The sequence below is a fragment of the Pseudaminobacter soli (ex Li et al. 2025) genome (genome assembly GCF_003012705.1).
GTDB lineage: Bacteria > Pseudomonadota > Alphaproteobacteria > Rhizobiales > Rhizobiaceae > Pseudaminobacter > Pseudaminobacter soli.
In genome coordinates this window covers 53,521-67,332 of the sequence record NZ_PXYL01000022.1, presented here as the reverse complement: position 1 = coordinate 67,332, position 13,812 = coordinate 53,521, and the positions used below count along the sequence as shown (strand labels likewise).

Annotated in this window: 12 protein-coding genes; 1 reads left to right on the top strand and 11 read right to left on the bottom strand. The window is 60.7% G+C overall.

Annotated features, from left to right (window positions below):
* Window positions 1-631: N-acetylmuramidase family protein (locus C7I85_RS26380; RefSeq protein WP_106726983.1), on the bottom strand; the 631-nt coding region annotated here is incomplete at its 3' end.
* 294 nt (window positions 632-925) lie between these two features.
* Between C7I85_RS26380 and C7I85_RS26375 the strand changes: the two genes are divergently transcribed.
* The gene (locus C7I85_RS26375; protein WP_106726982.1) at window positions 926-1,144 is read left to right on the top strand and encodes a Flp family type IVb pilin; all 219 of its coding nucleotides are present in this window, start codon (window positions 926-928) and stop codon (window positions 1,142-1,144) included.
* 178 nt (window positions 1,145-1,322) lie between these two features.
* Here the strand turns inward: C7I85_RS26375 and C7I85_RS32100 are convergent, their stop codons facing one another.
* From C7I85_RS32100 to C7I85_RS26335, 10 genes are read right to left on the bottom strand one after another with little or no spacing between them, the layout of a single operon-like run.
* Window positions 1,323-1,451 (bottom strand): hypothetical protein, encoded by a 129-nt coding sequence (locus tag C7I85_RS32100; RefSeq protein WP_280954424.1) that lies wholly within the window; start codon window positions 1,449-1,451, stop codon window positions 1,323-1,325.
* 23 nt (window positions 1,452-1,474) lie between these two features.
* Window positions 1,475-1,801: a hypothetical protein gene (locus C7I85_RS26370; RefSeq protein WP_106726981.1), complete on the bottom strand. Its 327-nt coding sequence runs from the start codon at window positions 1,799-1,801 to the stop codon at window positions 1,475-1,477.
* A gap of 3 nt (window positions 1,802-1,804) precedes the next feature.
* Window positions 1,805-2,824 carry a hypothetical protein gene (locus C7I85_RS30710; RefSeq protein WP_146148975.1) on the bottom strand — a complete coding sequence of 340 codons (1,020 nt, stop codon included), beginning with the start codon at window positions 2,822-2,824 and terminating at the stop codon, window positions 1,805-1,807.
* A gap of 12 nt (window positions 2,825-2,836) precedes the next feature.
* Window positions 2,837-6,340, bottom strand: coding sequence for a phage tail protein (locus C7I85_RS26360; protein WP_106726979.1), 3,504 nt, complete (start codon window positions 6,338-6,340; stop codon window positions 2,837-2,839).
* A 12-nt stretch (window positions 6,341-6,352) separates the two neighbouring features.
* Window positions 6,353-7,186, bottom strand: a complete 834-nt coding sequence (locus tag C7I85_RS26355; RefSeq protein WP_106726978.1) for a phage BR0599 family protein — start codon at window positions 7,184-7,186, stop codon at window positions 6,353-6,355.
* Window positions 7,183-8,475, bottom strand: coding sequence for a hypothetical protein (locus tag C7I85_RS26350; protein WP_146148974.1), 1,293 nt, complete (start codon window positions 8,473-8,475; stop codon window positions 7,183-7,185). The genes C7I85_RS26355 and C7I85_RS26350 overlap by 4 nt, the downstream gene beginning before the upstream one ends.
* Complete coding sequence (locus tag C7I85_RS26345) at window positions 8,475-8,849, bottom strand: hypothetical protein (RefSeq protein WP_106726976.1); 375 nt, start codon at window positions 8,847-8,849, stop codon at window positions 8,475-8,477. The genes C7I85_RS26350 and C7I85_RS26345 overlap by 1 nt, the downstream gene beginning before the upstream one ends.
* A 2-nt stretch (window positions 8,850-8,851) precedes the next feature.
* Window positions 8,852-12,985, bottom strand: a complete 4,134-nt coding sequence (locus C7I85_RS32385) for a phage tail length tape measure family protein (RefSeq protein ID WP_181257407.1) — start codon at window positions 12,983-12,985, stop codon at window positions 8,852-8,854.
* Window positions 12,986-13,002: 17 nt separating this feature from the next.
* Window positions 13,003-13,425 (bottom strand): phage tail assembly chaperone, encoded by a 423-nt coding sequence (locus C7I85_RS32380; RefSeq protein ID WP_428832906.1) that lies wholly within the window; start codon window positions 13,423-13,425, stop codon window positions 13,003-13,005.
* Window positions 13,341-13,802 carry a hypothetical protein gene (locus C7I85_RS26335; RefSeq protein ID WP_106726975.1) on the bottom strand — a complete coding sequence of 154 codons (462 nt, stop codon included), beginning with the start codon at window positions 13,800-13,802 and terminating at the stop codon, window positions 13,341-13,343. Before C7I85_RS26335 ends, C7I85_RS32380 begins: the two co-directional genes overlap by 85 nt.
* Window positions 13,803-13,812 lie beyond the last annotated feature (10 nt).

The following is a 13,812-nucleotide window of genomic DNA, read 5'->3' as shown; positions in this document are numbered from 1 at the left end:
CCTGTGAGCCCATGCGCAGCATGCCAGAGGCGACCGAGGCAAGAGCCTTGCCGGTTTTGCTCGCGTAGGCCTTGGCCATCAGGAGGTGGTAGCCGCCCTTGATGCCGGCCGGGCCGTTGTAGCCGCGTGTGAAGGCGGAAAAGTCCTTGCGCTGCAGTTCGTCGACCAGCCCGAAGGCCTCGATGTAGCGCACCATGATCTCGACCTGACCCGCAACGCTCTCGCGCGCCTTGGCGACAAATGCGTCAACCGAGGCGAAACCCAGCTTCTTCCAGTGGGCGCCCATGACCTGGCCGACGCCATAGCTGGCGCTTTCGTAGGCGGCTTGTCGGTTGATGCGCGAGGCATCGGTCAACATCTGCCAACGCTTCACCTGCGAGGCTGGGTTCTTGATTGCCCCGGCACGCGGGCTTGCCAGTCCCTTCCTGCGGGCCTCGTCGCGCTCGTCACCAGTTAGGCGCTGGTCGAAGTAGTGCCCCTCCCAGCGGATCAGCGGCTCCTTGCGCCCCTTGATCAGTTCGAAGGACCGCCCGCCGCTCTCGATCTCGATGACGGCAAACAGGATCGCCGGCTCTATCTTCAGACGCGCGGCGTGAGCCCGCACCGCGTCCACGGTGGGTTGATCGAACATTGCTTGATCCTTTTGGGTGAGTACTTGGCGGGCCAGTTACCGCCAAAGAATAGGCGAAAGACCTGCAAGCATTGCTGCCGAAACGCTCTTCTTAAGAAACAGTTAATGCGCCAAATTCGTGAGCAATTTCATAGCGCTGGAGACAACGCATGTTTTCGTGCCAAGTACCTGTCGGTTAACGAACTCTTAAGATGTAGTTGACGGCAAAATAATCGCAGTCATATGATCAAAATCACGAGAAGCGGGGGACACCCTCACTCGTATTGCGTTGGGTCTAATCAGGGGTATCTCGTAATGGAAAAGATTTTGAACGTCGCTCGGCGATTCCGTGAAGAAGAAGACGGCGCCGCTATGGTTGAATATTCAATCCTGGTCGGCATCATCTCCGCCGCCGCCATCATTGCCGTCCTGGCTATCGGCGGTTACGTCAAGACCGCATTTGAAGGTCTGTGTACCAATCTTAATGGCAACGGCGGCACGTGCACTCTTGGCGGCGGCGCCGGCGGCGGCTAAGCCATAACAATAGGCTGGTGTAGGCTTCAACTTCCCCCGCCAGCCTGGTTCCTCCCCTGGAACCCGAGGACTCGGCTTGAGAAGCATCAAAGGCTATAGGTCCATAGCCGCTTCGAGAGCCGGGTCCTTTCGTTGATGGAGACGCGCACCGATGCGCTTGAACTTGGCAAAGTCCATATCACAGCCCGAAGACAGATCGCCCCGCAGCATTGTGAAAGATGCTCTTTGGCTTGGCGTCGGTTTCTACGCTGGTGCTGCCGCCGTCCTCTATTTCAAGGGCTACGCGCCCACGATAGTCTTCACGCATGGCTTGTTTCCTTATTAACGGCCCTACGGCGTCACGGTGATCGGGATTACCTTTGTGAAGCTCTTGCCGTTGGCGTCCGTCGCTTTGACGGTGACGTTGTGCGTGCCGACCGTAAGCCCGCCAGCAACTCGAAGTTCATCTCCAACGATCGAGAATGCCGCCCCCTGAAAGCGGTAGACGGCGGTGACGTGGATCTTGTCGAACAGGATCTGGTCAGTGTAGCCAGCCTTGGTGTCGCGGTAGATCGCCGTGACATGCAGCTTCTCGAGCCACTGCTTGTCGACGTTGTCGCCAGCGTTCTGATCTCGGTAGGCCGCTGTGCCGTGGAGCTTGTCGAGGCTGACACCCATGTCTTACGCCCTCGACCGCGCGCCTGGTTCAGACGCATTCAGTTCCGTCGGTGTCCAATAGGTTCCAGTGGCCGGGGACATGTCCCATGCCTCGGTATAGTTCGCCGCGGAAACGGTTAGCGCTCGATCGCTCTTATGATCGTCTGCGCCAGCCACCCTGTAGAAAATGTTCATTTTTTGCGGGCCGGAAGCATCACGTAAAGCGTTAGCGGCCACCTTCACCCGTTCGATCCGCTCTCCGGTTCCGAGCGCCGGGAAAGTAGCCATCACGGTGGAGATACGCTGATCCGCCGCGCCGCTGGTCATGTAGGTGGCGGCCGGCGTCAGTTCGTTGAGTGCGGAATAGCCCGCACCTGACCATTCCGAGTAGGCGCCGTTGGCGGTCGGCGCTCGCGCGACCAGCTTCGAGCCGATGGTGTTCCAGTCGGCAACAATGCATTCGGAGAAATAAGTATATGCGCCGCCACCGGCGTTCTGGCCTGACCAGCGCACCTTGTCCAACGCCGTGACCGCTCCGCCAAACGATAGATCAAGCGAGTCTTCCGCGATTATAGGGACACTACTGCCGGGCGTCCCCGCAATGCCAAGATAGACGCGCACCGAACCCGGATTACCCAATTTTACGTAGATGTCCAAAACGTAGAGAGTGTTGATCGCGTAAGTCGCCCCAGATGTTGCGAGCACGGTCCAGGACGCTCCATCCCATCGGCGCAATTGCATCAGCCCGGACGAAGCAGCACTTTGGCGCAAGGCCAGCCGCTGTGTCCCACCAGCAAACCACGTCAGAAAATTGAACGGCGTATTGCCCATGAACCCTACGCTGAACTTGCAATGGGTCCAGAATTCAGGCGATGAAAAAGCAGATGATTCAAGATAATGGCTGTACTCCGACCCAGACGTATCCGTTCTGTTGGAGCATCTTGCATTGGCGGAAGTGAAAGTTCCCGCAGTCGTCTGGTGCGTGACCGTTCCAACGACCGTCGGGAAATCCTGCATTTCCGCGCCCTGAAAAAAGACCGTCATCTCGTCTATCCTTTAACCAATGATCTCGAAGGTGAACGGCGCGGTTCCGCCGACTACCGAAAGCTTGCCCACCAGCGTCCCGATCGGTGTCGTGACCGCAACCGTGCTGTTGTCGATCAGAATGTCCGATGGGCTTGGCGTCGCGAGAATGACCGGGATACGGTATGACCGCAGCGAAGAGTAACCGTCGCGCTCGGCCGAGACGACGATGTAACCCTGCTCGACGCCACCGAAATCGGCCTTGGCGACTGCCTGCGACGTCCCCGTAATCCCGGAGTAGGTGCGCACCACCGTGCCGCTCAGATCGGTCAGCGTGACGGTTGTCGTCTGTCCAGTCTCTGGCGCCTGATCAGCGGCGGTCCAGTCAAGCGGCGCCGATTCCGTCAGCCGGTTACGCCGAGCCCACGTGACCGGGATCGGATCGAGTGAGATAGCATCAACCGGACCCGATGAGCTGCCGTTCACCTTCACATTGGCGGGTCTGTACGGGCGAATGGCGCGGCTGGCGAATGTTACCGTGTCGACTGGTGCATCGACCGTGTCCAACACGTCTCGACTTGTTACCGTGAGAAGCCGCACCGACACGCTGTCGCCGTTCGTCCGCTTCTCAAAATCCGATTCTGAGAAGTCGTCAAAGAACAGGATTGCGGTGCCCTTCGTGTGGCTACGCGGAACCGTGTCAAGGCAGCCGCGCGCAATGGTGAGCGTGCCGCTACCTATTGCATCGATGCGTACGACCTCTGTCCTGGCCTCGCCGAATATCACCGCCAGCGAGCCGATGGAGACGTTACCGAGCCCTATTTCACCGGACACGGCAACGTCGGTTGCGTCAGCGGAGATTGCCGCATCCAGTGCCGCGCTCGGCGCAAAGTCGAGCGAGCCCGCGTCACTGTAGACACTGCCGCCGCCTACCTGGACTATGGCGTTGAGTGCGTTGTCAGACGGGCGCCCGCCGGCGATCTGGAGCAAGCCGGCTTTCGGATCAGCGGAAAGCATGGCGGCCAGATCGGTATCGCCGATCATCTGCCGGAGTTCCCGATATGGCATCTCCCAGATCAGCCGCGGCGATACCGGTGCCGTGGGGGTGTCCGGAACATCCTCGGCAGAACTATCCACCAGAACCGCAGCGCCGAGATTGAACACGTCCTGCACGAACTTCATGACGATCTTGTTTGATCGCCCATCGCCGAAGTCCTGATCAACAACGCGCATCACTTCACCCGACAGCTTGTGCCGGTCAGATACGAGCCGGAACGGATCACCGGGGTTCAGCTTCTCGACGGTGCGTTTGCACGAAATGCGACCTGAGATGATCCCCGCCCCCAGCGAGAGAACATCGCGCGTCGCCACTCGTATTGCGAGGTCACGATGGTTGATGCCGGGATAGCCGCGGCTTGTGGAAACGATGCCGCTGGTCGACTGCATAGCCTGGGCGATATTCGTCACGGCATGGGAGCCGGTCTTGCGCTTTTCCCGGTTGTAGTAGTTGACGATGACCTGATTGACGGCCTCTGCTGTCTGGCGCCGCTCGATCTCGGTCCAGTCGGTCACGACATCTTCATTGATCACCGGAATGGTGTTGATGTCGTAGTCCTTGCGGATCGGCTTCAGCCTGAACTTGCCGGTCGAGCGATCGACAAAGAGATAGGCGTCGACATGCGCCAGAATGCGGGAAACGAACTCCCGGATCTCCTCTTCGCGATACCATTTGAGCGACAGGCCGAAGCCCTCGGCGTAGAAGATATCCGCCGCCGTGCGAAAGCTCGCATCGTCGATATCGGCGTCGTTGTAGCCCATCCCCCACGTCTTGTCGGTCAGGCACTCGCGGATGATGTGGGCTGGGTTCATGTCGCCGGAAGATGCCCCGGTGACGAACCAGAAGAGTGACCGGAACAGGCCGTTCGCGAGCAGAACGCTGCCGTGTTCTTCATTGAAACCTGCTTCATGGCCGAGTTGCGGAACGTCCTTCCCGACAAAATTAGTGTCTGCGACATTGATCGTATGAACGATCTCAAGCGTCGAAACGCCGACCTGACGGATCTTCACCGCGCCCGAGACGTTGGTGAGCAGACCGATGGTTCCCGGCCCGCTTTTCATCCGCTTGGATGCCATCCCCCAGGCACTGCCGTTTGCTATCCCGATTGCCGACCGCTTGAGCGTCGAAAGATCGGCCGAATAGACACGGATATCGCCATTTGCGCAGACTACGATGACCTCGTCCGTGTCGTCGAAATAATGACAGTTCAGGACGTTCGCGGTCAGGCCGGTTGGAGCGACGATAGTTAATGCAAGGGATGGCCAAGCAACCCTGACGATATTCATCGAGCTAGTGGCTGTGACGCCGTAGACGTATTTTCGCCCCATGGAGATGGCTGCGACGCTTTCTCCAGTGTCGGCCTCTGACCATTGCAGCGACCAAGGCCCCCCAGGCTCTTTTTTCAAGAGGTTCCATCGGCTGGCCGCAGCGCTGGGGCCAACAGACCTGGCCACTCCCCATCGGGTGCCATCCACCTCGATGTCATCCATCAGGAAGCCATGGTTGGTCGCGGTTCCTGGGATGTCGACGCTTTGAAGAAGCGCGCCGGTATCCGGCTTGTAGAACTTCAAAGACGTTCCGGTACCACCGCTACCTTGCCTGACGACAATCTCATTGTCGCCAGTGATATGGCCGCGAGGGCCAAACTCCCAGGTCCCCTCCCGCGCTATGGTGATGTGCTTGCCTGTAGGGATCGACCAGACGATCGGATCGCCCGTGTGGTGCTGCCACAGGATATAGTCGCCATACGTGTCCCAATTGATTCCGTTGTTGAGGTGGACCCCGAGATCAATGCCCGGATTGCCTTTCGTCGTGTCGATCGGCGCAGCAACCTCTGCCGTCTGCGGATACCACTGCGCGGAGCCATCGGAACGCTTGAAGATGCGCTTGATCCTGAACGCCCACGGCTTGATGTAAGGGCTGGTGCCGAGATACACGCCGCGCAGTACGATGCCGACGATGCCGCGATAGGCCGGTGTATCCGGTCCCTGCTTGGCAACGAGATAGTCGTTCCGGCCCTGATCCTGGGCACCCATCTCAACGTCGAGCTTGCCGGATATGCCGCCTTCGCGGTCCTGTCCGCCGAACAGGTTTTCCTTGTTGATCCCCATCCGCCCGCCGCGGAACGCACCCTTCCAGGCGACCTTATCGCCGACGCGGATCTCCTGGATCTCGTCTGCCGGACCATGGCAGAGGCCCATGTGCATGCCGAGGTAATACTTGTAGCCAAGGGTCTGACGCGGCCCGAAAAAGCCATAGCGGCGCGGTCCCTTGATGGCATCCGTGCCAAGCGACCCGTACCAAACCACGTTCGGATCGGCGAAATCATTGGTGCCAAAGGCAACCGGGATTTCACGGCCTTCATCCGCCGTCGGTGCTTTGAAGTCCGAAAGGGATGCCGGCTTCGCATCCTGCGGCTTAGGCGTCAGGATCAGGTTGAGCGCAAAGGACGCCAGCCCGATGACAAAGTTCCAGAACATGTCGGGTTAGCCTCAGACGATGCTGATCGAGAACGGGTTTTCGTCGGTCATGAAGGGGAAGCCGCCGAAGTTCAGCCGGTTGTTAAATTTGGCGTTGCAGGTCTTGACCGAGAGATCACAGCCCGGCGCGATTTCGACCGCCGCCGATCCGGATTTGGCGACCGCCTCGGCCAGTCCGTTGATCTGAGTGATGAGCGTCAGCTGGTTGCCGACATGCTTTTCAACCCAGCCGTAGAGGCCGTTGAAGATGACCACGCCGGCCTTGTAGTAACCGTCCTCTTTTGAGGCTGCGGCGGCCACGGTCAGGGCAAGGGTGTTCACGGCAGTTACCGTCGCGGGCACCTTGAAATCGCTCACATTCAGATTGCAGCCGGGAAGGTAAAGCGCATGTCGGCAGGTCCGCTGATAGCGAGCCCGGCAGCCCGGTCGACGCATCGAGGTGAAGATGCTTTCGACCGTCACCCTGATCGTCTGCCCGACTTCCTTGGTGCCGACAATTCGGCCTTTCCAGATGACGCGGTGTTGCTCCGACAGGTCCGTGTGATGGCCGCGCCAGATCGTGACGGTGGTGATCTGAGGCGCGGGCGAGAGCAGCGTGCGGCCGTAGGGGTCCGATAAAGGAAAGATCAGATCGACGTAGTTCTTCTCGATGTTGCCGGTCTGCTTGATATTTTCATGCTTGATCGGCGATCCCGTCCAGGTCTTTGCCTCGCCGGAGAGTTCTGGATCTTTCCTCAGATCGGTCGCATCGGACGCCAGCCTGACCTGCGACACGCCATTGTCGAACAGATAGAGGAAATACGGCTGGCCCTGGTCAACCGACGTCTCGGGCGTGTCGTAGCTCATGCCGGGACCTCGATAACTGGAATGTTGACCACCGAGGCGTCGATATACTTGTGGTCGATCGACACGGAATCGGAGTTCAGGCGAACCCTGGAGATGAAGCAGAAGAGGGCCACGTCAGCCGGCGCGGCCGACTTCCCGAGGCTCGAGGAAATGACGATGGTGTCGTTTCCACCATCGGAGGCGCCAGCATTCGTGATCTGTCGCTGCAAGCGGGTGCCGTCCTTCAGCAGGATCATGACGTGACGGCCGATATACGAACTCGGATGCCCGATGCTGCGCACTAGGGCCGTTGTCGCCGCGGCGCCGATATTTGCCTGCAGCAAAATGTCCTGATTGAACGTTGGCAGCCAGAACGGCTTCTGCTTGCCCCGGAGCGAATGCAGCCACTTGCGGCGCTTCCAGACGCCAGACGGGCGGCTTTCCATGAACGACACGGTCTGGCCGAAGTCGACATAGCTGCGCAGCGTCTCGACCACGATCGGCCCGAAACCGTTGTCGTTCAGCTCCATTGATCTGACAATGCTGTCGGAGACGTTGGCGACGAGAAGAGGCGCCTCAGTCACCACGTCGAGCCCCTGATACTTCGGGTAAGTGGAGACGTAAGCAGCCGCTAGGTCGATGTTATCGGTGACCAGGAACTTCGTCCCGACGTCGCTGTATGTCGTGTTCCTGTCGACGGAGAACCCTTCGGGCACCAGCGCGAAGCGGAGCGGAATTATCGCCGGCTTCTGGAAATCCAGCCCTATCGGCGCCAGCAATTCCAGAGAGTCAGGCGAAACCGACGTGATCCGCGCGACGACGAATTTATCCGAGCGCTCCCAGATCATGACGCCGCCGTTGACGCGCCAGTCTCCAGCCGTGGTGTCGACGGGAAGAATGCTCGCCGTGGCCGCTATGTCGACCGCAAGGTCGATCCCTTCCGCCCAGACAGGAACGCCAATGACAGTTCCGACGCGGCGCCGCGCGAAGGCAGCACCTCTGGCGTAATCGGCGATCGACAGGCGGACGCTGTACGAAAACGACTGCCGCGGTGCGCTACGCAACGCCAAGCGCTGTTCGCCGGTTCGGCTGCCGAGTACTTCGGTCATCCATTCCAGCGTTTCGGCAAGGGGGAACCTGGCTCTGAACGGCCAAGTCTCCGGCAGCACGACAACATCGGCGCGGTCGAGCACTGGAGCCCCTGTCGCGATCGACTGCGGGACGACTGCAATGCTCAGGGCAACAGCCGGTGACCCAAGGACTGGCGCCCCTGTTGTGATCCCGACGGGATCGACGCTGACAGTCGCCATCAGGCCCCACCAGCACCCGGAATGCCGACGTCAAACGCTGCCGACGTGATCGTGTCGCCGGTAGCAACGGCCTTTGCCGCCGCCGTCTCCCGCGTCGCAAGCAGGCGCGAATTGGTAGCATCGACGAGGGCGTAATGGGTGATCGATCCCGCCCCTGTAGCCGCCCCGTTCGCAACCGCCGCAACGGTCACCTTTCTGCCCGACGGCGTCCGATCTACTGGTGCGCCAATGGTCGGACTGGCCTTGCTCCCCAGCGAGAGAGACACGGCCTGGGCGTAGGTCGTGGGTTCGTCCGAGCAGTAGTGGAGCCGAGTGGTTTCGGTCACCAGGACGTTCAAGCCAAGGTCGAGCACGCGCGGATTGAGGTAGGCCATGGTTAGCTGTTCCTGCGCTGAATGTTCATGACCAGTTGCTCGCCCTCGTCGGTCCTGAGGTAATCCCCGACCACGGACGGATCGAACACGTTCACGATCTTGCTGTTGAACTGCATCTTCTTGGCGAGCGAGTTGAAGAGGCTCTCGATCTGTCCGGCGCCGAAGCCAGACGGGCCCCTGAAGCCCATCTGTGCCGCTACACCCAGCCTGCCGTCGCTGCCGCGTCGCAGCGGCATAATCGCCTCTGGGCCGGCTTCACCGAGCATCCCGGTCTTGCCGCCCGACATTGGGAAGTAAGCCGGAGAGTGGAACACATCGCCATTGGCGAACGGAACAACATTGCCACCCCAGAACGCCGCACCGGTGGCAAACAGGCCGACACCACCCTTCAGGATGCTCGCGGTCGCTGCCGGCGATATGCTGTTCATGTAATTGACGGCACCACCCGCTCCGCCGAACATGCCGGCGAGATTGGCGAACCAGTTGCCGCCAAAGCCGCCACCGGTCGTCATCAGGTTCTGCAGCATCGAACCGAGATTGTTGGCGCCGATACCGAACTGTTCCAGCGCCTGCATGGTCGATTGGGTCACGCCGGTCAGGCTGCCGAGCCCGCTGGCAAGACTGCCAGCCGAGCCGATTGAACTGGTCGCCAGCTTGTCGAGTGCTTCCGAAGCCTTGTTCGAGGAGCCCAGCAGGCCACTCATGTTGCCGGTGCCAGCCGTTGCTCTCCGCACGCTGAGGTCGCTGGCATTGTACCAGTCAAGGCCGACCTTATTGGACGTGTTTCCCGACAGCATCTGCAGTTGCAGTTGCTTGTCGTCCATGCGGGTGAGACCGGTAGCGAACCCGACATGGCCGCCAAGTTGCCCCGCAGACAGGCCACGCGACTGGACGAGAACGTCGCCGCGCAGCACATCGGCCGGGTTCACCGACTTCCCCCAATTCAGGAAGGACGTGGCGACATTCGAGCCGGAGCCATTGACCCCGATCTGCTTCAGAGACGAGTTGACGAATGCGGCGCACCAAGCCTGGCTTGCGGCATCGAGATTGACGCCACCAGCGCGGAGATAGCTGTTGATGGCCCCCGCATCACGGCTCTCGCTGAACCCGAGCAGTCCAGAAGCGAGGCTGACAGGATCTCCGAGTGATGCCTGCGTAGGCGAACCGATACCGGACAGGAACTTCGGGGGCGCGAAATTGTCGTTGGCGGCCGTGCCGCCGAGGATATTCGGGAGGCCGGTCCCAATGCCGCCAGCCCCACCCAAGACCGAGCCATTGATGACGACGGTGGCGGCCTGCACCTGCATGGCGCCGACGGCTTTCTGCGCGCCCAGGAGATTGCCGAGGACGCCACCGAAGCCGCCACCTTGACCGCTGGTTGCGCCGCTGCCGAAAATGCCCAGATCGGCGATGGAGTTAAGATTGGAGCCGGTCAGCCAGTTCTTGGCCGGATTAGTTGCGGCCATGTCGAACATCATGCGGGCGAACTGCTGGCCCGCCTTGCGCAACGCGTCCTCGATGGAGCCGTCACCGAAGAGCGCGTCGACGACGCCATCGATGCCATCGCGAGCGGACTGGAAAACATCCTCCCAAGTTCCTTTCATCCGGGCGATCTCGTCCCGCATCCGGATGACCTTGGCGATCTCGGAATCGAGGTCTTCAGGGAGGCCGGCGGAACGCAGTTGAGACGCTACGGATTGATCTGCCTGCGAGCGGCCCATCTGGCGAAGGTCAAACAGAAGGTCCTGCTGGAGCCGCGTGCGTGCCGCCGCATCGGCATATTGCTTCATCGCCTCGGCTGCGGCCTTGACCTTGGCGACCTCTTTATCGTTAATCGGCTCATCAGTGCGCGCTGCCTGTTCGCGCAACTCCTGCATGCGCTCGAACTCGAAACGCAGCTTGGCTTGCTCTCCAGTCGTCTTGCCGATCAGGTCAAGCTCGAGCCGCTGCTGCTGGAGCGAGCGTTCGATCGCCTGGCTGCGCTGGATAGCGGCGTCACGGGCTTCAACTTCCTGACGGGTGCGTTCTTCGGCAAGCGCACGGCGAATACGCACCTCGGCATTGACGTCGCCGCCTTCGGCGCGTGCAACACGCTCCGCTGCTGCGAGACGTTCCGCATTGGTGCGGGCCCGCTGCTGCTGCAGTTGCGCCTGAAGCCGTTCTTCGTCGGCCGAAAACTTGATCTCGCGCTCACGGCGCTGCTCTTCCAGAACGCGACGCGCGGCCTCTTGCGTGTCCTCCATCCTGTTTGGGCCGACGACGCGGTCGCGGCGGCCATTCCGATTGAGGTTATCGAGTTGTTCCAGACGCCGCGCCGCCTCGGCCGCCTTCGTGATGATGTCTTGGAGGTCGTCGGCCGTGTCGCGGATTCCCTCCGGTTTAAGGCCGACCATGCGCGCCATGTCGTCGACAAACGTGCGGAATGAGCCGTACCCTTGGTCAGCAATAGCCTCGATCTCATTCTGGATTTTCTCCAGCGTCGCGAAATCCGCCTTCCCCTCGGACAGCAGCTTGCGCACCTCACGGATCGGCCCGGTAAACGCCGCAAAGCGGGGATCAACCGTGTGCTCCTGTCCGCCGCCCAGCAATCCGAAAGTCATGTAATCGGAAGGCGAAGTGGCGCCCTGGATTTCCTTGCCGGCCTGCCTGATCTGTCGCTCCAGTTCGCGGCGAGAAATCCGCTCTGACGCTTCGGCGGCAATCACCGTCTTCTTGCCGAGTTCGTCAGCGTTGAAGTCGGCCAATTTGTAAGCGGCGGCGAGATCGCGAACTGCCTTGTCGTTCTTGGCGATCGCGTCGGCCATGCCGTTCGCGCCATCCTTGCCTTTCATGAACCACTGGATGGTGGCGGCAGTAGCGGCGGTGATGCCAACGGTCAGCAGAGTCGTGGTGCTGAACACTGATGCGAGACCGGTGCCCAAGGCGGCCAGACCACCGCCCTGCTGAATTGCAGTTGCCAACTGCGGGCCCTGCTGCAGCGCAAGCGTCATCGGGTTCTGGCCGATAAGGGACATCATGGCGATGTCCTGGATCTGCTGGCCGGCATTAAATCCAGCAGCGCGCGCCGCCCCGCTGCTCTGGCCGCCGCGTGCGCGCGCCATCGCTTGCGCTTTCGCAAATTCCTCGGCGCTGATCATGCCGCGCTGCGCGAGAACCGAATATTCGGCGATCTCCGCATTGACGCGATCCTGAACCGCTGCCAGCGGGTTCAACTCGGCGCGCAGTGCGGCAACCTTCGCAGCCATCTGGTCCGCTTCTCGCCCCGCCTCCTCGAAGACCGCCGCAGACGATCTTGCGGACAAGGGTGAGACACCGATGCCAAAGGATTCGTTCAACTGCTGCTGGAACAGTGCACCGACGTGCTGCGCCTTCATCGTGGCGATCTGATCGAGCCGATCGAACTCGGCCTGAAAGGCGCTAGCGGAAACCGAAGCGGATTTCGGCGCTCCGGCAATCAGCGATGCGTTGAGATCACCGACGAAGTTCTGGCCGATCTGGGTCGCCTTTTGGCGCGCGATCTGGTCCAAACGATCAAACTCAGCCGTGAACACACCAGCGGACGCAGCCGCGCTGGATGAGCCCGAGCTGACGCCCAGGACCGTATTGAACTTGTTCTGATTGGCCGCCGCGATCTGACGATGGTTCTCAGCCTGTTGGGCGGCCTTGGCCTCCGCAATTGCGACCTCATTGAGTAGCGTGGTTTGCTGGCGGATGTTGCTGTTAGCGAGATCGACGGCCGCCGCCAGTTTCGTCTGCCCCGAAGCGACAAGCGTAGACGAATCGGCCACCAGACCAAGCTTCTGCTGCATGCCGACAAGCACATTGGCCACGTCGGCGACTTCGGCCTTTCCGGTTTCCAAAGCACGGTTCAGTGCATTGAGGTCGCGCCCGAAAGCCTGTGTCTGCCGCGCGCCTTCCACATAGGTACGCGACAGGCGAGCCAGGACGTCCCCTGTCACCGTCAGCTTGGCCGAGGTGTCCGTCAGAACGACAGACACACCGCGCTGTGCGGCACCAGCCTCCTTGGCGGACTCGGCCATTGCCCGGTCGGCGGCAACCTTCGCATTCGCGCCGGGGGTATATTTCGACGCATCGAGAGCCGGCTGGACGATCAGCGCTGAAATCTGTTGAACCACAGGCTTCTCCAGACCGGTTAGTCAGGTTGCGACTTCTGCTGTTGGGCGGCGTGATCCAGCCACTCGTCATCGAGTGCTGACATGAAGGCGAGGAAGCGATCGAAAGCCTCGCCTTCGATGCCGTAGCGCCGGGCGTAGGTGTCCAGCGCCATGAAGCTGATCGGGGTCTCTCCGCCATAGGCACCGTATTGCCTATCGAAGCGGAGAACTTCCCATGCCCGCAGATAGAAGGAATGCCACGCTTCCGGCTCCGCACCGGCTGGCGGTTTCTCAACGGCGCGTTCCAGCCACCTTTCGGAGGGATAGGCCTTGATAAGGTCCTTGATCCACTCTTCTTGTTCCGGCGCCTTCCGACTTATTTGCCAGCGGAAGGCGCTTCGGAGTTTTTTGCTGCGTCCTTGACGAACTCGACGCGACGCTTGCCGACACGGCCGGCGCACCAGTAGATCATCGAGCGCAAGACGCGATGCTCTTCGGAGGCAAGGATCACCTTCACGGTATCGGCCGAATACGCGATGTCGAAGCCGCGCCAGTTGAGAAGCAGGTGTTCAACGGCCAGTTGGCCCTCGATGCGCGCAGCCACCTCCGGCGGAACCTGATCGTCTGGAAAGTCCTTCTTCAGGTCTTCCAGCGCGGTTTGGCGTGCGGTGACATAGGGCGGATAGTTCGTCGAGCGGACGTGGAAGGCGACCCCGGGAAGCTGCGTCATTTCCATTGGCTTTTCAGGGTTCAGGCCGGGCCATTCCTTCGGCTCGATCCATTCACCATCACGCTCTTTCGATAGGTCGGATGCAAGGCTGGCAAGTTTGAGAGTCATGATCTTGTCC